Genomic DNA, 22,735 nt, shown 5'->3' on the forward strand with positions numbered 1-22,735 from the left:
CCCTCGAACGGAAGATGAGGTTTCAATTGGTCACGCGGTATGCAAACGTCAGTTCCAAGGGCAGAGCGATCAGTCTCGTCAACGAGCCAGCCACCCCCCTTTCTGTAGGCGAGTCGCGCCGTGCCGCGTTCGTCTGTCATCCCTCTGCGATCCCCCCGAGTGCTTGCATGTCAGGTCATGACATGAGCCCGAGAGCCCGCGCCGCACCTTCTCCCTGAGTCTCGATGTTCATCCGGCATTGCTCATGCCGTGCCTGACGGGCTTGCCGCTCTGCGCTCCCGTCTGCTTATAAAAAAATAATCTGCTCACGGACGGTGATTCCTGATGGTCGACAAATCTTCCTCGCGCGGGACGGGCTTCGCTCATCCTGATACAGAGCAACCCTTTGACCAAAACCAATGTGTTCATGGCCTTTTCGAAGCCCAGGCGCAGCGCAATCCTGACGCCATAGCGGCACGCTTCGAACTGGACACGCTTGACTATGCAACGCTCAATACCCAGGCCAACCGCCTGGCCCATTACCTGCGCAGCCTTGGTGTCGGGCCGGATGTGCGTGTCGGGATTTGCCTGGAGCGCTCGCTGGGCATGCTGGTCGGTGTGCTCGCGGTACTCAAGGCGGGCGGTGCCTACGTGCCACTGGACCCCGCGTACCCGAAAGCCCGTCTGGCACACATGCTGGCAGACAGCGCGCCACGCGTGCTGCTGAGCCACGCTCCGGCGCGCGCGGCGTTGCTGGCGGCGCTGGAGGAGGGTGAGGTCGCAACGCAGGTGCTCGATCTGACCGATACCCGGCTGTGGGCAGCGCAGCCGACGCACAACCCTGACCCGCACGCGGTTGGTCTGACGTCCCGCCATCTGGCTTACGTGATCTACACCTCGGGCTCCACCGGTATGCCCAAGGGTGTCATGGTCGAGCACCGTGGGCTGATCGCGGTGAGCACCGCCTGGGAGCATTTGTACGCGCTGCACACGCCACTCAATCACCTGCAGATGGCCGGGTTTTCCTTCGATGTGTTCAGCGCCGACCTGATCCGCGCACTGGGTTTTGGCGGCACGCTCGTGCTCTGCCCGCGTGACACGCTGATGGACCCGCCTGCGCTGTATCGCCTGTTGAGCGAGGCGCGCATCGATTTTGCGGACTTCGTGCCGGCGGTGCTCAACCCGTTGCTGGTCTGGGCGCAGGAGGCGGGGCGCGACCTGTCGTTCATGAGTACGGTGGTTTGCGGTTCGGACATCTGGACGGCGCACAGCGCGCGCCAACTGCGTGGGTTGTGTGGCGAGCAGACGCAGATCGTCCAGGCCTACGGTGTTACCGAAGCGAGCATCGACAGCACCTGTTTCGAGTTCGAACCCGACAGCCATGTCGACGCGGTGCTGCCCATCGGGCGGGCATTGGCCAATACGCGGATTTACCTGCTCGATGCTGCTGGCGATAGGGTTCCCCAAGGCGTGACCGGCGAACTGTACATCGGCGGCGCGGGGGTTGCGCGTGGCTACCTGAATTTGCCGGAATTGACCCGCGAGCGCTTCATTGACAGCCCGTTTGTGGCCGGTGATCGGTTGTACCGTACTGGCGACCTGGCCCGCTATCGGGCTGACGGCCATCTGGAGTTCCTCGGGCGCAACGACTCGCAGGCCAAGCTGCGCGGCCTGCGCCTGGAACTGGGGGAAATCGAGGCACGCCTGGCCGAGGTTGCCGGTGTGCGGGACAACGTGGTGGTACTGCGCGAGGACGGCGCGGGCGTGCCCAGGCTGATTGCCTACTTTCGCGAACAGACCGGCGCAGCGCTGACGCCCAAAGGCCTGCGCCAGCATCTGCAGCTCAGCCTGCCGGACTACATGATTCCTGCTGCGTTCGTGCGCATGGACGCGCTGCCGCTGACCGCCAATGGCAAGCTGGACCGCATCGCGCTGCCCGAGCCGGGGGATGACGCGTTCGATCGGCATGTCTTCGAAGCCGCGCAAGGCGCGCTGGAAGTCTCACTTGCGGCCATCTGGGCCGAGGTGCTGGGTGTCGAGCGAGTCGGTCGCCAGGATCACTTTTTTGCACTCGGCGGCCACTCGCTGCTGGTGATGCGCGTGCTGGCCAAGGTTCGGCAGACGCTGCATCTGGAGGTGTCACCCTCAGCCCTGTTTACCGCCCCTGTGCTGCAGCAGTTCGCCGAACGACTGAGCACCGCTCGGCAGGGCAGCCCCCGCCCACCAATCACGGCTGTAGCGCGTAGCGAGGCACACACGTTGTCGTCGGCCCAGCAACGCCTGTGGTTTCTGGCGCAGATGGAAGGCGGCAATGCGGCTTACCACATGCCCTTGAACCTGCGCCTGCGCGGGCCGTTGCAGGTGGCCGCGCTGGAGCGCAGTTTCAATCAACTGGTGACCCGCCACGAGGCGCTGCGCACCACGTTTTTCACGGTCGAGGGCGAGGGGCGGCAGCGTGTTGCGGCGGCGGGCGCGATCATGCCGTTGCCAGTCATTGACCTGCGCGACGAGCACGATGCCCAGGCGCGTCTGCTGGCGCTGATCGACGCAGAGGGCAGCAAGCCGTTCGATCTGGCGGTGGGGCCGTTGATGCGCGTCAGCCTGGTCAAGCTGGCCGACGACGATCACGTGTTGCTGCTGACCCAGCACCACATCGTCTCGGATGGCTGGTCGATGGGCGTGCTGACCCGTGAGCTGGGGCTGCTCTACGAGGCGGCTATTCAGCAACCGGCCGCGCACGGGCAGTCCCTGTCACTGCCGCCGCTGGCCGTTCAGTATGTGGACTACGCGGCCTGGCAACGCCAGTGGCTGTGCGGCGAGGTGCTGGATGCGCAGCGGCGCTACTGGCGTGAAACCCTGAGCGGTGCGCCGCTACTGCTGGAGTTGCCCACCGATCACAAACGACCGGCGGCCCAGGATTACCGCGGCGGCTTCGTGCCGCTGGTCTTTGACCGTGCGCTGACGGCACGGCTCCGAGTGTTGGCTACGCAGCAGGGCACCACGTTGTTCATGAACCTTCTGGCGGCCTGGTCGCTGCTGTTGATGCGCCTGTCGGGGCAGGATGACGTGGTCATCGGTGTGCCCTCGGCGAACCGCAGCCAGCAGGAGCTGGAAGGGTTGATCGGGTTCTTCGTCAATACCCTGGCGCTGCGCATGACCCGCTCCGGCAGCCCGACGGTGGCCAGTTGGCTGCAACAGGCGCGCAGCGTTGCGCTTGCCGCTCAGGAACATCAGGACTTGCCGTTCGATCAAGTGGTGGAGTTGCTCAATCCGCCGCGCAGTCTGGCTTACAGCCCGGTGTTTCAGGTGCTGTTCGCCTGGGAGCAGCATCAGGATTCGGATCTGGAATTGTCCGGGCTCGACGTCAGCGTGCTGCAAAGCGTACAGCCAGTGGCTAAATTCGACCTGCAACTGGCACTCAGCGAACGTGACGGACAAATCGTCGGCGGCTTGGAATACGCGTCGGGGCTGTTCGAGCCGGAGACCGTGGTGCAGATGGGCGAATACCTGCGCCGCATCCTCACGCAGATGGTCGAGGACAGCGAACAGCCGCTGGCGACGCTCGACCTGCTCAACGCCGAGCAGCACCGACGGATCGTCTACGACTGGAACCGCACCGAACGCGATACCTCGGCGCAGCCCGATTGCGTCAAGCGCTTCGAGGCCGTGGCGCAGCGCACACCTGACGCTGTGGCGTTGCTGGCCGATGAGCGAGCGCTGACTTACGCCGAACTCAATCAGTCTGCCAACCGCCTGGCGAACTACCTGATCGAGCAGGGCGTGAGGCCTGAGCAGTGCGTGGGGCTGTGCCTGGAGCGCTCGCCGCAGATGGTCATCGGCCTGCTGGCCATCCTCAAGACCGGCGCCGCTTACGTGCCGTTCGATCCGGCATACCCGGCAGAGCGTCTGGCGTTCATGTTCGCGGATGCCGCACCGAGCCTGCTGCTGACCCAGACTGCACTGCGTGCCGGTCTGCCGCCGTTGCCCGACACGCTGCCGATCTGCTGCCTCGACGTACAGGCGCAGCGCTGGTCTGGGTATTCCGAGGCCAACCCGCAAGTACCCGTCAGCCCCGGTAACCTGGCTTACGTGCTCTACACCTCCGGTTCGACCGGGCGGCCCAAGGGCGTGGCGCACAGTCGTGCGGCGCTGGATAACCTGATCGCCTGGCAACTGGAGCAAACGCCTGTTTCACAACGCGTGCTGCAATTCGCATCGTTGAATTTCGACGTGTCGTTTCAGGAAATCTGCAGCACGTTGTGCCAAGGCGGCAGCCTGGTGCTGATGAGCGAAGCCGGTCGCAAAGACCTCGCCGCGCTGCGTCCGACGCTGGTGGCCGAGGGCGTACAACGGGCGTTTCTGCCGTTCGCCGTGCTTCAGCAACTGGCCAGTTTCACTGAAACCGACGCGTCGGTGCCGATGCCCTTGCCAAAGGGCGGCTGCGAAGTCATCACCGCTGGCGAGGCGTTGCTCGTCAATGATGAACTGCGTGCCTTTGTCTGCGGCCTTGGCGGTGCGCAACTGCACAACCAGTACGGCCCGACCGAAACCCACGTGGTCAGCCAGTTCAGCCTGAACTGTGACGACGCCGGGCAGTGGCCGGACGCACCGCCGATTGGCCGGCCTATCGCCAATGCGCGTTTGTATGTGCTGGACGGCGACCTGAACCCGGTACCGGTCGGCGTGGCAGGCGAGCTGTATATCGCCGGTGCCTGCCTGGCCCGGGGTTATCTGAATCGTCCGGACCTGAGCGCCGAACGCTTCCTGCCGGACCCGTTCAACCCGCAGTCCGGTGCGCGCATGTACCGCAGCGGTGATCTGGCGCGATTTGCGGCCGACGGCAATGTGCACTACCTGGGTCGCATCGACCAGCAGGTCAAATTGCGCGGTTTTCGCGTCGAACTGGGCGAGATCGACAGCCTTCTGCACCAGCAACCCGGTGTGCGGGAAGCGGTGGTGCTGTTGCGCGAAGATGTGCCGGGCGACAAGCGCTTGGTGGCTTATGTGGTGGGGCCTGCAACCGCCGAAACACTGCGTGCCGAGCTGCACCGCCACCTGCCGGAACATATGGTGCCGACGGCCTGGGTGGCGCTGGCGCAGTTGCCGCTGACCCGTAACGGCAAGCTCGACCGTCAGGCGCTGCCGGCGCCAGAGCGGCAGGCCGCCAGTGCCTATGTGGCACCGCGCGACGAGACCGAGCGGCAGATGGTGTGTATCTGGGCCGATGTGCTCAAGTGCCAGCAGGTCGGCATCCACGACAACTTTTTCGAACTGGGCGGGCACTCGCTGCTGGCCACGCGGATGATCTACATGATCAACCAGCGCATGGGCGCGCAGCTGTCCCTGAGCAGTCTGTTCAAGACGCCGGTGCTGATGGACCTGGCCGAGCAGGTGCGGCTCGGGCGGGGTGACGGGCCTTCGCTCGACACACCCTTTGCCCCGATTGAAGCCGATCGCAGCGCACGTTACGCGCCGTTTCCTCTGACCGATATCCAGCAGGCGTACTGGTTTGGCCGCGAAGCGTCGGTCAGCCTCGGCGGGGTCAGTGCCCATGGCTATGAAGAACTGCGCATCCCCGGCCTCGACGTGCCACGTTTCGAGCAGGCGCTGAACCGCATGATCCAGCGGCACGACATGCTGCGCGTGGTGTTCCTTGGCGACGGCACGCAGCAGGTCCTCAACAGCGTGCCTATCTATCACCTGCCACGCAACGATCTGCGCGGCCTGTCTGCCGATGCTGCGCAGCAGGCCCTGCAAGTCACCCGTGAGCGTCAGTCCCATCAGGTGCTGGACGCCAGTCGCTGGCCGTTGTTCGAGTTCAGTCTGTCGTTGCTCGATGAGGGCATCAGCCATCTGCACATCAGCCTTGACGCACTGATCGTCGACGCCGCGAGTACGCAGATTCTGGCGCGCGAACTGATGGCCTTTTATGCCGACCCGCAGTTGCAACTGCCCGAACCGGGGCTGACCTTTCGCGATTACGTGTTGGCCGAGCAGCGCTTGCGCAATGACAGCCGCTACGCACAGGCGCTGGACTACTGGCGCGAGAAGGTTGCCACGCTGGCACCTGCGCCGGACCTGCCGCTGGTGTGCCAGCCGGAAAGTATCAGCCAGCCGCACTTTACCCGCCGCGACCGCGAGCTTTCAGCGTTGCAGTGGTCACGGCTCAAGGAACTCGCCAGGCAATTTGCCGTGACGCCATCGGTGATGCTGCTGACCGCGTTCAGCGAGGTGCTGGCGCTGTGGAGTCGACAGCCGCGCTTCACGCTGAGTCTGCCGCTGTTCAACCGCATGCCGCTGCACCCGGATGTCGATGAGATCATCGGTGACTTCACTTCGCTGGTCTTGCTTGAAGTCAATCTGGACGGGGCCGCGAGCTTCATCGACAAGGCGCGTGCCGTGCAGGCACGGTTGTGGCAAGACATCGACCATTCGGTGGTCAGCGGCGTGCGGGTGCTGCGTGAACTGTCCCAGGCCCGAGGCGTGCAGCAGACCGCCATGCCGATCGTGTTCAACAGCACCCTGTCGGAAGCTGCGCCGGAACTGGCTGAATTCAACCTTGCCGACGCGTTGAATGCCGAGCACATGCACAGCATCACCCAGACCCCGCAGGTCTGGCTTGACCACACGCTGCTGGAGCTGGAAGGGCGCCTGCTGTTCAACTGGGACAGCATCGACGAATTGTTTCCGCAAGGCCTGATCGAGCAGATGTTCGTCGCCTACAACGCGCTGCTGGATCGCCTGCTGCAGGCCGATGCCTGGAACGCCGGCACGGTGGACCTGATACCGCTGGCACGCTTGCCGGTGCCCGAGGCCAGCCCCGCTGACTCGGCGCTGATGCACGAACTGTTTGATCGCCAGGCACTCGCTGCCCCGGATGCGCTGGCGGTCATCGGCACCCAGCGGCAGTTGAGTTATCGCCAGCTGCGAGCCGAAGCGCGGCAACTGGCGGCGCTGCTTCAGCGTCGCGGCGTGGTGCCCAATCAACTGGTCGCGGTGGTCATGGAACGTGGCTGGGAACAGGTCGTCGCGACGCTGGCGATCCAGTACGCCGGCGGGGCCTACCTGCCGCTCGACCCGGCACTGCCGGTCGAACGCCTGGAGCATATTCTGCAACGTGCCGAAGCCAGCCTGGCGCTGACCCAGCCGGCACTGCTGCAACGTGTCGAGTGGCCCGCGCAGGTCCAGGTCATCAGCGTGAGCGACTCGATCATTGCCGATGCTGGCCGTTCCGATCAGGCCGAATTAAACGCCGTGCATCTCACCCCGGACGATCTGGCCTATGTGATCTACACCTCGGGCTCGACCGGCATGCCCAAGGGCGTGGTCATCGATCATCGCGGTGCGGTGAATACGCTGCTCGACATCAACCGGCGCTTTGCCGTCGGCGCTGCGGACCGGGTGCTGGCGGTTTCGTCGCTGAGTTTCGACCTGTCGGTCTATGACTTCTTCGGCACGCTGGCCGCTGGCGCAGCGGTGGTGCTGCTCGAACCGCAGCAAGCCCTCGACCCGGCGCACTGGCTGACGCTGATCGAGCGGCATCAGGTCAGCCTGTGGAATTCGGTGCCGGCCTTGTTCGGCATGCTGCTGGAGTATGTGCAAAGCGAGCGCAGCGCGTTGCCGTCGTGCCTGCGCGTGGCGATGCTGTCAGGCGACTGGATTCCCCTGACGCTGCCCGAGCGTGCCTGGGCGCTGCAGCCGGCGCTGCAACTGATCAGCCTTGGCGGGGCGACCGAGGCGTCCATCTGGTCGATCCAGTATCCGCTGCAGCAGGTCGACCCCACGTGGCGCAGTATTCCCTATGGCAAGGCGCTGGATCACCAGCGCTTCTATGTGCTGGATGACGCCTTGCAGGTTCGCCCGACCTGGGTGGCTGGCCAGTTGTATATCGGCGGTATCGGCCTGGCCAAGGGCTATTGGCGTGATGAAGCCCTGAGTGCCGGCAGTTTCTTCGCCCACCCGCTGACCGGCGAACGTCTGTACCGGACCGGCGACCTGGGCCGCTGGCTGCCCGACGGCAATATCGAGTTTCTCGGGCGGGAAGACACCCAGGTCAAGGTCCAGGGGCACCGCATCGAGCTGGGCGAGATCGAAGCGGCGCTCAATCGCCATCCCGGCGCGCAGAGCGCCGTGGTGCGGGTGCTCGGCGAAGCGCTGGGCGAGAAGCGGCTTGCGGGCTACGTACTCAAGGCCGATCCCTCGTTGCAGGCCAGTGATTTTACCCAGTACCTGGCAGACAAACTGCCGGCCTACATGGTGCCGACGTCGTTTACCTTCGTGCAGGAATGGCCGCTGTCGGCCAACGGCAAGGTCGACAAGAAGCGCCTGCCGGAGCCGTCGCAGGTTCAGGATGCCGGCCCCGCGCTGGAAGTGCAGGGGCCACAGGAGCAACAACTGGTGATGATCGTGCAGAACGTGCTCAAGCGTGCTTCGATCGCTGCCGACGCCAATTTGCTCAACCTGGGCGCCACCTCGATCGACATTGTCAGGATCAGCAATGCGCTGTCCGGCGAACTGCAGTTCCGTCCCAACGTTGCGCAACTGCTGGCGCAGCCGACGCTGCTCAACCTGCTCGGCATGTACCGCCGGAATCTGGCCAATGCCAGCATGGTCGACAGCGTTCGTCAGCACGCGGGTTCGCCCGAGCAGGTGATTGAAGATCCACAGCAGCGGGCGCGCTTCAAGGCCGATCAGCGCGGGCGGCGGACCTTCGCCCCGCAGGTTGTGGCGCTGGACCTTGCGCGTCCGGATGACCCGGCGTTCGCGCGACGCTTCAGCGACTATCGCTCGGTACGCCAATTCGCCGACCGACCCGTTCCCACCGAGGCGTTTGCCGGGTTACTGGCCAGCCTGGCGCAGGGGCAACTGCACGGCGAGGTCAAATATCAGTTCCCGTCCGCAGGTGGCCTGTACCCGATCCAGTGCTACCTGTACGTCAAACCCCAGCGGGTGACCTGCGTTGCTGCCGGTGCCTATTACTACGACCCGGTTGAGCACCGCCTGCTGATGCTCGACAGCGATCCGCTCGACCCCGACACCTACGATTATTTCGTCAACCGCCCGGTGTATGAAGACGCCGCCTTCTCGCTGTTCTTCATCGCCGACATGGCCGCGATCCGGCCGCTGTATGGCGAGCGCAGTCGCGACTTCTGTCATATCGAAGCCGGGGGCATGGCGCAATTGCTGAGCATGACGGCGGTGCAGCAGGGCCTTGGCCTGTGTGGCATGGGCTCGCTCGAAGAGCAGCAATTGTCGGCCCTGTTCGACCTGGGACCGAATCATCAGTTGATCTACTCGATGGTGGGCGGCCTGCGCACTGCCGACGAACAACGCCGCGCGCAGGTCGAGGCGTTCGCTTCTGCTGCGGATCAAACGGACGACGCCAGCGACATGGAGGAGATAGAGATATGAATGCCTATCAATTGCTGGAGTTGTTCGGTCGTCACGCCGTGGTGCTTGAAGTGGACGGCGAGAAACTGCGCTGCAAGGCGCCGCGCGGGTTTCTGAATGACGAGATGTTGCAGGCGCTCAAGCAGCACAAGGCAGAACTGATTGCCTTGCTGAGCGGCACCGACCCCGCCGCGATCCCTCGGCGTGCTGCCGGGCAAACGGCTGTTGCGCTGTCGTTTTCACAACGCCAGCTGTGGTTTCTCGATCAGATGGAGCCGGGCAATGCGTTCTACAACGTGCCCACTGCGGTGCTGCTGAAAGGCGTGCTGGATGTGTCGGCGCTGGAGCGGGCGCTGAACGAATTGATCATGCGCCATGAAATATTGCGCACCACCTTTGCCAGCGTGGATGGCGAGCCACGGCAGATTGTGCACCCGGCGATGCCGCTGGTGATGCCAGGTGTCGACCTGCGTGACCTGTCGCCGACGGCGCGCCAAGCGCACGTCAGCATGGCGGTGGAGCAGCAGGCCAAGGCGCCGTTTGACCTGGCCAGCGGCCCGTTGCTGCGGGCCTCGCTGCTGCGTTTGGCGGATGAGGAATATCTCTGGCTGTACAGCGTGCACCACATCATTGCCGATGGCTGGTCGATGGGCGTGATCCTTCAGGAAGTGACCGCCTTGTATGGCGATTTTCTGTGCGGTCGGGGGTCCAGTCTGGCGCCGCTGGCGGTGCAGTACGCCGATTACGCCTGCTGGCAGCAACAGCGTCTGGGTGATGAGGCGCTGGCCGGGCAGCTGGACTTCTGGAAGCGCACGCTGGCCGACGCGCCGCCGCTGCTCGACATGCCTGCCGACCGGCCACGTCCGACCGTGCAGCGCTACGTCGGGGCGACCTTCAGCTCGACGGTCGACGGCACCACCCTGCGTGCGCTCAACGCGCTGGCCAGACAGACCCAGGGCACGCTGTTCAACGTGCTGATCGGCGCGCTGTCGGTCCTGCTCTGGCGCCACAGCGGTCAGCGGGATCTGTGCATAGGTACACCGTTCGCCAACCGCAGCCGTCCCGAAATCGAGCCGCTGATCGGCCATTTTGTCAACACTCAGGTGATTCGCCAGCGTCTCGATCCGCAGCAGACCTTTGCCGAGCTGTTGCGCGAAGTGCGCGCCACTCTGCTGGATGTTCACGCGCATCAGGATGTGCCTTTCGACCGCGTGGTGGAGGCCGTCAACCCGCCGCGCGATACCGCGTATTCGCCTCTGTTTCAGGTGATGATGGTGTTGCAGAACACCCCGGGCAACGCCGCACAGATGCCGGGCCTGAGCATGACCCCATACGGCACCGGGAGCGCCACGGCCAAGTTCGACCTGGCGTTCGAATGGGTCGAGCGCGACGGTGTGCTGAGCCTGCTGGTGGAATACAACACTGATCTGTTTGACCAGACCAGCATCGAGCGCCTGAGCGGGCACTATCGTCAGTTGCTGGAGCAGGTGGCGCTGAACCCCAAGCAGCCTGTGGGTGCACTGACGCTGATCAGCGATGCCGAACGCGCACAGATACTGCATGAGTGGAATAGCCCGGCACCGCTGGCTCAGCCCGTCGACTGCGTGCATCGCCTGATCGAAGCTCAGGTCACGCGTCGGCAGGCCGAGTGTGCGGTCATCTTCGAGGGTCGATCGCTGAGCTACAGCCAGCTCAACACTCAGGCCAACCGCCTGGCGCATCACTTGCTCACCCTCGGCGTCGGCCCGGATGTGCGCGTGGCGGTCTGTATCGAGCGCTCGCTGGAACTGCCCGTGGCCTTGCTGGCGGTGCTCAAGGCCGGGGGCGCCTATGTGCCGCTGGACCCGGATTATCCATCGGGACGCCTGCGGCATATTCTCGATGACACGTCCCCCGTGGTGCTGCTTGCCCAAGGGCCGACGCGCAAGATCCTGCGCGAAGCTTTACAAGGAGCGGACTGCGAAGTGCCGATCCTCGACGTGCAGGCCGATGCCGTGCTCTGGGCCGAGTGCCCGTCGGACAATCCGCAGACGCAGCGTGTCGGTGTGAACGCCGACCACCTGGCGTATGTGCTTTACACCTCCGGCACCACGGGGCTGCCCAAGGGGGCGATGGTCACGCATCGCGGCCTGAGCAACCTGCTGTTGTGGTGTCAGCAGTTCTGCGGCGAATGTGGAAGCATGTTGCACAAGATCCCATTCGGTTTCGACGCCTCGGCCTGGGAGATCTTCTGGCCGTTGCTTACCGGTGGCAGGCTGGTCATCGCCCGTCCCGGCGGGCATTTCGAACCCGGTTACCTGGCGCAGGTGGTGCGCGAACAAAGCGTTACCGCGATGGTGTTCGTGCCAGCCATGTTGCAACTGTTTCTGGAGGTCGAAGAGGTCAGCGCCTGTCACACCCTCAAGGATGTGTTCAGTGGCGGCGGGGAGCTGTCGTCCGCAGTGGCCAGGCTGTTTCAGCAGCGTCTGCCACATGCCCGCCTGCACAACGTCTATGGTCCGACCGAAACCACAGTGATCAGCAGTGTCTGGACGCTGCAGCCCGGTGCCGACGTCCCGCCGCGCCAATTGCCCATCGGACGGCCCATCGCCAACACCCGTTTTTACGTGCTCGACGAGCGTGATGCGCCGGTGCCGGCCGGGGTCACCGGTCAGTTGCACATTGGTGGTGTAGGCGTCGCACGGGGTTATCTGGGGCTCGACGAGCTGACTGCCGAACGGTTTATCGACAACCCGTTCGTTGCCGGTGACCGGCTGTACCGCAGCGGCGACCTGGCGCGTTATCGTCCGGACGGTCAGTTGGAGTTTCTCGGTCGCAACGACTTTCAGGTCAAGTTGCGTGGCATTCGCCTGGAACTGAGTGAAATCGAAGCGCGGCTGGACCTGTTCCCCGGTATTCGCACCAGTGTGGCATTGATCGTCGGTGATACTGCGCAGAACCAGCGCCTGGTGGCGTGCTGCGTTACCGATAGCCCAGTGGATGAATCCGCACTGCGTGCGCATCTGGCAACGACCCTGTCCAGCGCCGTCATGCCCAGCGCTTATCTGTGGCTGGACGCCTTGCCGTTGACGGTCAACGGCAAGGTCGACCGTGCAGCGCTCGCGGCACAGGCCGATCAGGATCTGGCCGACCGGCAGGTCAATCTCGGCAGCCCCCGTGACCATATCGAGCTGACCCTGTATCAGATCTGGAAAGACCTGCTGCTGGTGCCGCAGATCGGCATTCGCGACAACTTCTTCAACGTCGGCGGGACATCGATTGCGGCGATCAAGATGGCCTACGAAATTGGCCGGGCGTTCAGCGTCGAGGTGCCTGTGCGCGTGATCCTCGGCCACCCGACCATCGAGGCGCTGGGCGGCTGGCTGCGTACCGGGGCCAGCCTGGCCGCGGCACAGGACAACCTGATCGAATTCCGGCGCGGCGCCGGGCAACGCAACGTGGTGTGCATTCACCCGGCGGGCGGCACGGCGTTCTGCTACCTGTCACTGGCCAAGGAACTGCCGGACAGCATCGGTGTGTACGGTGTGCAATCGCCAGGGTTGAACCCCGGAGAAAGCACCGAGCCGAGCGTCGAAGCCATGGCCGACGCCTATTTGCGGCGGATCGCGGCGTTGACCTCACAGCCGCTGGTGCTCACCGGACTGTCGTTCGGTGGCCTGGTGGCGTACGAAATGGCCCGCCGTCTGACAGCTGCCGGCCATCGTCAGGTGACGGTGGTGCTGCTCGATACCCAGGGCTCGGATGACCCGGGGTTCCGGCAACAGATCGGGACTGTGGACATGGCGGAGTTTCGCGACAAGCTGGTGCGCTTCAACGGCATGTACCCCGGCATCGAAGACGCGCAGGTCGAGCGGTATTTCCATCTTTACAACCACAACCGTCTGGCCATGGCCGCGTACGAGTGCGCGCCGCAAGCCGGGCGCATCGTGCTGATTCAGGCTCGCGAAGGCTTTACCCGCACGCAGTTGCATGAGCTGCGCAGCTTCTGGCGTCGTCGCGCGGGTAACGGTTACAAGGCCCGGCTGGTAAATGGCGGGCACTGGGACATGCTGGAAAGCGCCGAGGTGCATCGGGTCTCGCAGACGCTCAGGCAAGAGCTGCAACGTTTCGACACGCAGGAGGCGCAATGATGAACCGGCACGAGGAGAATATCGCCCGCAACCCCCAGACCCTGCTGTCGCGTTTTGCCGAGCAGGTACGCCGTGATCCCCAGGCGCTGGCCGTGGTCGATCGACAGGTACGGCTGACCTACGCGCAACTGGCCAGCGCCAGTGAACGCATCGCCAAAGGGCTGCTGGCACAAGGCGCAAGCCCTGCGGAGCCGATTGCCCTGTGCATGCCGCGCTGCTGGCAATGGGTCGCCACGATACTGGCCGTGCTGAAAGTCGGGGCTGTGGTGGTGCCGCTGGATCGGGCCAGCCCGGCCCGGCGTCGACAATTGATGCTCGACGACGCAGGCTGCGTCGGGCTGGTGACCCTCGGCGAAGACGCGGACAGTTTGGCAGCGCCACAACACGGCTGGTACGTCAGCGTCGAAGCCCTGCTGGAATTCCCCGATCAGCCTGCACTGCGGCTGCCCGAGGATTTTGCCGTGTCGAGCTTCCTGTTCTACACCTCGGGCACCACCGGCACCCCGAAAGCCGTGGACGTGGGCGAGCGTGGCCTGTTGCGTCTGGCCCGGACCGACGGCTGCCTGGATATTCGCGCAGGCGAGCGCGTGGCCTGTTTGTCCAACCCGGCGTTCGACGCCTGTAACTTCGAACTGTGGGCACCGCTGCTCAACGGCGGTTGTTGCGTCATCATTGCCGACGCAGACCTGCAGGACGCACAGCAACTGGCCAGGGTTCTGGAAACGCAGCAGGTCGATAGCCTGTTCATGACCGTTTCGTTGTTCAACACCTTGAGCGCAGATAACCCCGCCTGTTTCGCCAGCCTGCGCCAGGTGCTGATCGGCGGTGAGCAGGTCAGCGCCGCAGCGGTGCGTGCCTGGTATCAGGCCAATCCCGACAGCCGCTGCCGGATTTTCAACGCCTACGGACCTACTGAATGCACCACCTTCGCCGTGTGCTACCCGATCCCCCGCGATTTTGCCGGTGACGCAGTGCCGATCGGTCGGCCATTGCCTGACACCGGCGTGCAGGTGCTTGACCCGCAACAGCGGGCGGTTGCCAGCGGCGAGGCGGGTGAGCTTTACCTGAGTGGCAGCGGGGTCGCACGCGGTTACCGCAACCGTGCTGCAGAGACTGAACAGCGTTTCCTGCGCCTGCCGACAATCGATGCCGGGGACGTGCTGCATTACCGAACCGGCGATCAGGTGCGGGTCAATGCCGACGGGCTGATCGAGTACCTGGGGCGGATTGATCGTCAGGTGAAGGTCCGCGGTTTTCGCATCGAGCCGGGCGAGGTCGAGCAGCGCATTCTGGAGCATCCGCAGGTGGCGCAGGTGCATGTCTGTACCCGTCGCCAGGCGGCCGAAGACCACCAGTTGCTGGCCTTCATCGTGCCGCGCGAGGCGCTGGACTATCGCGATTTCGACCAGCATCTGCGCGACAACCTGGCGGTATGGATGCGCCCGCATCAACTGGTTGTGCTGCAGCGCCTGCCGCTGACCAGCAATGGCAAGATCGATCAGCGTGCGCTGCTGGAGCAGCCCTTGAAACCGTGGCGCCCGCAGGCGGGTTCTCGTGCAGACGAGCAACTCTCGCCCGCGCTGGACTGGCTGCTGAGCCAGGCCCGCAGGTTGTTGGCGCAACCTGAGCTGAACGGCGACGATGACTGGCTGGGCAGCGGCGGCGACTCGCTCAAGGCCATGCGTTTGCGCTCTGCAATCCGCACCCACTGGCGGCGCGAAATCACGCTGGGTGCGGTGCTGAGCGAATCGTTTTCGGCACTGGCCGAGCGACTCGGTGATGAGCAGGGTGAGGCGTCGGCCTATCCGCCTGCGCCGCCCGTCAACCGTTCAGGGCGTGCGCCAGCGACGGCCGAGCAAAGTCGCCTGTGGCTGATGCAGCAGCGCACGCCGCAGGCGACCGCCTACAACGTGCCGCTCATCCTGCACCTGGCGGCGGGTGTTCAACTCTCCGCACTGGTCGACGCCGTGCAGCGTCTGTTGACTCGGCACAGCGGGCTGCGCACGGCGTTCGTGTCCGCTGCCGACGGGCTGCATCAGCAGGTTCACCAACGGGACGCGGTGTGCCAGACCTTTGCCACAGGAGCGTTCAGTGAACAGACCTGGCGCAGCTTTGCAGCCCTGGTCTTCGACACACCTTTCGATCTGGCGACATCGGCCCTGTGCAAGGCCTGGCTGTTGCCGTTTGCCGATGGCAGCTGTCGCTTGCTGCTGAACCTGCACCACGTGGCCATCGATGGCTGGTCGATGAACCTGTTGTTCGATGACCTGGTGCAACTGTACGACGATGCGCTGCAGGGGCGGCCGAGTGCCGAGCCTTCGCCGGGTCTGGGCACGCTGGAGTTTGCGCTCTGGCAACGGCAATGGCGGGTCGACCCGCGTTACCGCGATCAGCGTCGCGCGCTGGCCGGGTTGCACCGTCAGCACCCGGCGTCTTCGCCCGCGCTGCTGCCGGTTCGCGAGCCTGGACCGCAGGCACGGCTCTATCGTCAGCCGCTGGGAGCCACGCGCAGTGCTGCACTGGATCGGTTTTGCAGCCGCCAGCGCGTCACTCGTTATGAGGTGCTGTTCAGCGTCTATGCCTGGAGCATTTACGCCCTGACCGGCTGTGAACGGCCACGCATCGCCAGCCCGGTATCCAACCGTCCGCTGAGCGAATTCGAAGACGCCATCGGGATGTTCGCCAATACCGTGCTGATCCCCACGGCGTTCGACCGCGACAAGGCGCTTGACCAGCAGCTGCATCAGCAGACCGCCACTGTGCGTGAGGTGCTGGCCTTGCAGGACGTCGCGCTGGCGGACCTGGTGGAAGACCTGCGGTTGTCGTCGAGCAGTGCGCTGTTCGATTTCATGTTTGTGCTGGAAAACACCGACTACGCCAGGCTGGCCCAAACCGGCCTGCGCGCCACGCTGGAATTCAACGAGACCGTGCAGGCCAAATGCCCGCTGACCTTGCTGGTGGTCGATGCCGGGTCACAGCTGGAATGCTGGTGGGAGTACCAGAGCAGTTATTTCGATGCGGGCCAAATGGTCGCCGTCAATCAGCTCTTGCAGCAGGGGCTTGATCTGCTGCTGGAGCAACCGACGGTCACACTCGATGCGCTGCTTACGCCTTACCGCTTCAGCCTGCCGCCCGCCAGTCAGGGCGACAGCGCTGAGCTGCCGTTCAACACCGTGGCCGACTGGTTCGCCTATCAGGTGAGTTGCACGCCGGATGCTCCGGCACTGATCGATGATCAGCAGTGCATCAGCTACGCCGAACTGGATGCACTGGCCGATACGCTGGCGGCCACCCTGGTCGAGCAGTGTCCGCTGCCGGAGGAAAATAGTGCGCCGCTGCAAGTGGTCCTGTACCTCGAGGCGTCGGTCGAGCACATCGTGGCCTTGCTGGCGCTGGCCAGGCTGAATTTGACGGCGGTGCCTCTGGACCCTGGCTATCCGCTGGCGGTGCAGCGCCAGGTCATGCAGCAGGCGCAGCCCGGCTGTGTGCTGTACAGCGCGGCCACCGAGGCAGCACTGGCGCAGTTAAGCGCAGACCCACGAGTCTGTCATCGCGTCGACCTGAGCGCTGCCGCACGGCCGTTCGAACGTCGCCGTCATGCGGGCGAACGACCGTTGTACACGCTGTTCACGTCCGGTTCGACGGGAACGCCGAAAGGGGTTCAGGTGCCGGACCGGACCCTTTGCAATCTGTTGCACTGGCAGCGCAACGAGGGGCAGTTGCTCGCGAAGTCAGTGACCCTGCAATTCTCCATGCTGTCGTTCGATGTGTCGTTTCAGGAGATTTTCAGCACCCTCTGTGGCGGAGGCTGTTACCACCTGATCAACCCGCGCTGGCGGCAGGATGCCCAGGCATTACTGAGCTATCTGGTACAGACGCGCATCGAACGGCTGTTCCTGCCGTGCGTGGCCTTGCAGCATCTGGCGCAGACCGCTGTCAGCCAGAGTGTGTATCCGCAGGCGTTGCGCGAGGTGATCACGGCGGGCGAGCAACTGCTGTGCACCGAGGCATTGCGCAACTGGTTTGGCGGCATGCCGCAGGCACGGCTGTTCAATCATTACGGCCCGACCGAAACTCACGTGGTCAGCGCCTGGCGTTTGCCTGCGGCGGTTCAGGACTGGCCACTGCGCGCGCCGATCGGGCGCGCAGTGAGCAATGCACGCCTGCTGCTGGTGGACGAACACGACCGACCGGTGCCGAGTGGCAGCCAGGGCTATCTGCTGGTGGCAGGGCCGATGATTTCGCGCTGCTACCTCGCTGACCCGGCGCTGAATGCCGCGCGTTTTGTCGAGTTGCCGCAGCCTGAGGGCCTGACCCTGTTCTATCGCACCGGCGACCTGGCGCGGGCTGATGCAAACGCCTGCCTGCACTACCTGGGCCGGGACGATCAGCAGATCAAGATCAGTGGCCAGCGTCTTGAGTTGGGGCAGATCGAGGCCGCGCTGATGCAGGTCGCTCAGGTGAGCAACGCGGTGGTGGCCATGCAGGCTGAGCCGCCCCGGCTGGTGGCCTGGTTGCACAGCGAGGGTACGCTGCCCGATGCACAGCAGCTTGACCGACAGATCAGCCTGCACCTGCCGGCGCATGTGCGTATCGACGAGTACCGGCGGGTCGACGCCTGGCCGCGTACGCCGAGCGGCAAGATCGATCGCAGGGCGCTGGGTGATCTGGGCGAGGTGCTGCAACGGCAACGCTCCGGGCTGCCTGCGGCACCGTTGAGCGCACTTGAGCAGCAACTGAGCGAGTTGTTCGTGGCGGTCATCGGTCGCGACATCGAGCCTGATCAGACCTTCTTCGAAGCCGGCGCCACCAGCCTCGGCCTGATGCGCCTGCATGCCCGCTACAACGAGGCACTGGCGCAGCCAGTGGCCATGGCCGCCTTGTTCGAGCATGTCAGCGTGCGCCGTCTTGCGCAGCATCTCTCCGGACCGGCAGGGCAAACGCCCGGTGCAGGGAAGGGCCATGAGCGAGTCGCCAAGGCTGGCGAACAACCCATGGCGATCATCGGCATGTCGGTGAATGTGGCCGGCGCGAGCAACCTCGCCGAGTTCTGGGCGATGGTTCAAGGAAATGGCTTGGGCATCGAGCGGTTTGACGCTGCCGAGGGGCTGGTCGGTGCGCGCAGTCAACTGAGCGGCCTGCTGGATTTCGATCCCGAGTATTTCGGCATCAGCCTGCAGGAAGCACGGCTGATGGACCCGCAACAGCGGCATCTGCTGATGGGCTGCGTGCAGGCACTGCAACATGCGGGGCTCACGCCCGCAGCCGACGGGCCGCGCATCGGCCTGATCGCCAGTTGCGGCGAAACCACGTATTTCCAGCAAATGCTGCGCGAAACCGCCGAGGGCGATCTGCCGGACGGCTTTCAGATGGCGCTGCACCACGACAAGGACTTTCTGGCCACCAAGGCGGCTTACCACCTCGACCTCGGCGGTCCGGCACTCAGCGTTCAGGCGGCGTGCGGCAGCTCGCTGATTGCCGTGCACCTGGCGGCGGCGATGCTGCGTCAGGGCGACAGTGACGTGATGCTGGCCGCCGGGGTGTTGATCGACCCGACTCTGACCGATGGCTATCGTTATCGCCCGCAGCACATTTTTTCCCGCGACGGGCTGTGCCGTCCGTTCAGTGACGACGCCAGCGGCACCATCGGTGCCAGCGGTTACGGGGTGGTGGTACTCAAGCCGCTGGAGCGCGCCCAGGCCGACGGCGACCGGATCTACGCACTGGTCGAAGCCTCTGCGCTGAACAACGATGGCCGCGCCAAGATGAGTTACACCGCGCCGTCGGTGGCGGGGCAGAGCGCGGTGATCAGCGAGGCGCTGCGCAAGGCCGGGGTCAATGGCGCCGACATGGGCTACATCGAGGCCCATGGTACCGGCACGCTGTTGGGCGACCCGATCGAAGTGGCTGCTTTGACCAAGGCGTTCGGCGCGGCGCCGGCCGCCCGTTGCGCGCTGGCCTCAGTGAAAAGCCAGGTGGGTCATCTGGGCGCGGCTGCCGGCGTGGTCGGGCTGATTCGCGCGACGCTTGCCGTGTTTCACGGGGTGATCCCGCCCAACCTGGGCTTTGCCCGGATCAATCCGCAAATCGACCTAGAGCACTCGCCGTTCTACATTCCCACCACCTCACGGCCCTGGCCCGAGGGGCGTCGGCGTCTGGCCGGGGTCAGCAGTTTCGGCATCGGTGGCACCAACGCGCATGTGATTGTCGGCGCCGCGCCGCAGCAGACAGACCGCGTCGAGGATTGCCCGGCGTGCCTGCTGCTGTCGGCGCACAGCCGTACTGCCCTGGAGCGGGACATGCTGGCGATTGAAGCCTGGCTCAACGCCTTTCCCGATCAGCAGGCTGCGCTGCTGCGTTACCTGCAAAACGGTCGACGCGCGTTGCCCTGGCGCTTCGCGATGATCTGCCAGCCCGGTCAGACACCGCGCCTGCAAGCCTCGTCGATCAAGCAGGTGACGCTTTCGGACGTGCGAGTGAACGCCAGCGAGCATTCGCCCCAGGCCCTGCTGGACGCCTGGTATGCGGGGGCCAGCATCGAAGGGGCGACCGGTTCGACGCCGCCACCCTGGGACTTGCCTCCCTCGGCATTCGATCTGCAGACCTTCCGCTTCAAACCGGCCGTTCGTACCGAACTGCAGAAGTCGTCAGCCGTCGAGCGCCAGCCGCTGGCAGACTGGTTTTATCAGCGTCAGTGGCAGCGGGTAAACCGTCTGCGTACACAACCGACTGGTGAGGGTCGTGACGTGCTGGTGGTGTGTAGCCATGAGCGTCTGGAGGCCACCACGCTTGGCAGTCTGCAGGGTGTCTATCGGCATGTCATCGAGGTGCAGGCCGGCAATGGCTACCAGCAGCTTGGCCCGAATCGTTATGAGCTCGACCCGCTGGACCCTGTGGCGTTTGGTCGATTGATCGCCACGCTCGATCAGAATGGGCAGACGGCGAGCGAACTGGACTGGCTGCATGCCTTGCCGCTGTCGGTGGGCGGGTCGGTTGACGAGCAAAGCCTTGCGGCCGCGCAATGGGCCTGTCTGGATACGCTCAGCGCGTTATTGCAGGCCTGGGGACAGAACGTACAGAAGACCGCCCTGCGGCTCTGGCTGTTGTCCTGGCAGGCATGCCCGGTGAACGGTCAGGTCTTGCGTCCTGAACTGGCGGCGCTGGCCGGTATCACCGAAGTGGCGCCGCAGGAGTACCCGATACGCTGTCATTGGCTGGACCTGCCCATGGCGCAGTTGAGCACTCAGGCGCGGCACCTGGCGGCGCTGCTGGCCGAACCGGCGTCGCTGCCGCGGCGCATGGCCATTCGTGACGGTTATCTGTGGCAGCCACAGCTGCTGCCCAGTCCGCTGGTGACTCCGACGGCTGGTTCGAATCTGTTGCCGGCGAACGGCACGTTGCTGGTGCTCGGCGGTACAGGCGGCATCGGGCGTACCTTGTGTGAACACCTGCTGCAATCCAGCCAGCGGCGGATAGTGCTGCTGTCGCGAGGTGGCGAGTGTCCGAAACAACTGCACGCCTACGCTTCGCGCATCGATAGCATCGCTGCGGATATCGCCGACCTGGCGCGCTGGCCCACGGTGCTTGAACAGTTGCGTGAGCGTTATGGGCATTTTGACGGCGTGATTCACGCGGCCGGCACCGGAGCGGGCAGCCTGATCCGTCAGCGCGAGGCTCACGTGCTGTCCGAGGCGATGGCCAGCAAGACCCGCGGCATGCTGGCGGTCGAAGCGTTGATCGAGCAGATGAATCCGGGGTTCGTGCTGTATTGCTCTTCGATGTCGGCACTGTTCGGTGGCGCCGGGCACCTGGACTACGCCGCCGCCAGTGCCATGCTTGACGGTTTTACCCACTACCGGCCGCATGCCGAAAATGGCTGTGTGCGTCTGGGCATCAACTGGGACATCTGGCGCGATGTCGGCATGGCCGCTGCCAGTGGCGTCGGGGATGACGCGCACCAGCGGCATCTGGCGGTCGGCATGTCGGCGCAGGAGGGCTGCCGGGTATTCGATGCGGCGATGACGGCTCAACTGCCGCAGCTGCTGATATCGACCACCGATCCAGCGACGGCACGACACTTTTACCCGGTTCGCCACAGTGCAGTGGCGACGCTGGCTGATACTGCGCCAGCGCTGGCGGCAGACACTGAAGCGCCGGACCGTCTGCCCGGGCATCTGCATGACTGCCTGTGCAAATGGCTTGGTGTGAATGCTCTGCAGCCGGATGCCTCGCTCTATGAGCTGGGCGCCGATTCTCTGACCCTGCTGGACCTGATCGATGAACTGCAGGCCGCGACCGGCGTGGTCTTCCAGTTGTCGCAGTTCAGCCACAAGGTCAGCCTGACCGAGGTCTTGGCGCTGGTGCAGGCGTCAGCGGCCGGAACGGCTGCGGACGAAGACCAATGGGCCGATGCGGTGAGGATCGATCAGTGGCATGCGGGCGCGGGCCGCGAGCGCCTGTATCTGATTCACCCGGTGGGTGGCGACGTGCAGGCGTACCGCGAGCTGGCCTCGGCGCTGCACCCTGATCTGGGCGTGTGGGTGATCGCCGATCCGGCCTTGCGCCTGCCCGAATTGCCGAACATCAGCGTGGATGAGCGCGCGCAACTGTATCTCAAGGCGTTGCAGGCCCATCACCCCGACGGCACGGCATGGCGGCTGGCCGGCTGGTCGTTCGGCGCGTGGGTGACGCAGGCGATGTGCAGCCTGTTAAAGGAGGATTGCGAGCAGCCATTGTTGTACCTGATCGATCCCCCCGCGCCGGATGCGGGCACCGAGCTGGCGCAGATCGGCGAAGCGCAGATTCAGCAGGTCTTCCAGCGCGAGTTTTCTGCACGGCGCGGCCTCAACACGACCACCAGCGCGGCCAGCGAAGACACGCCGCGTTACCTGCAAAGCCTGATTGTCTGCTGCCAGAACAATATGGCGAGCATGGCGGGCCACCAGCCCGTGACGCTGGCGCGCACTCCAGTGCGGCTGTTCATTGCCACGCAGCCCAATCCTTACGGCATGGGCAGCGCCTGGCGGATCGCCGATCTGCAGCGCGCCTGGCAAAGGCTGTTGCCGCACATGTCGAGCTGGCAAGCACTGGACACCGACCACTACGGCATTGTCGCAGCGCCCTGGGCGCAGGTGATTGCCGAGATGATCAATGCGGACCTGTCGGCGGCGCAGGGCTGAACGTAACGGCAGGCTTTTCAGGCGGGGCTGAAGTCCCCGCAGACGAACCACGGGCAT

General features: G+C 64.7%; 3 protein-coding genes. All 3 read left to right on the plus strand.

Translation table 11 applies throughout. The features are described from left to right. Window positions 1-324: 324 nt before the first annotated feature. Genes AC54XV_RS09210 through AC54XV_RS09220 form a run of 3 tightly spaced genes read left to right on the plus strand, consistent with a single transcriptional unit; the run spans window position 325 to window position 22,678 of the window. The gene (locus AC54XV_RS09210; protein WP_496718411.1) at window positions 325-9,390 is read left to right on the plus strand and encodes a non-ribosomal peptide synthetase; all 9,066 of its coding nucleotides are present in this window, start codon (window positions 325-327) and stop codon (window positions 9,388-9,390) included. Next, window positions 9,387-13,499, plus strand: a complete 4,113-nt coding sequence (locus tag AC54XV_RS09215; protein ID WP_496718413.1) for a non-ribosomal peptide synthetase — start codon at window positions 9,387-9,389, stop codon at window positions 13,497-13,499. The genes AC54XV_RS09210 and AC54XV_RS09215 overlap by 4 nt, the downstream gene beginning before the upstream one ends. Continuing rightward, entirely contained in the window at window positions 13,496-22,678 is a 9,183-nt protein-coding gene (locus tag AC54XV_RS09220) for a hybrid non-ribosomal peptide synthetase/type I polyketide synthase (protein WP_496718415.1), read from the plus strand. The genes AC54XV_RS09215 and AC54XV_RS09220 overlap by 4 nt, the downstream gene beginning before the upstream one ends. The last annotated feature ends 57 nt before the right edge of the window (window positions 22,679-22,735 follow it).

Source organism: Pseudomonas fragariae (ex Marin et al. 2024) (genome assembly GCF_059621105.1).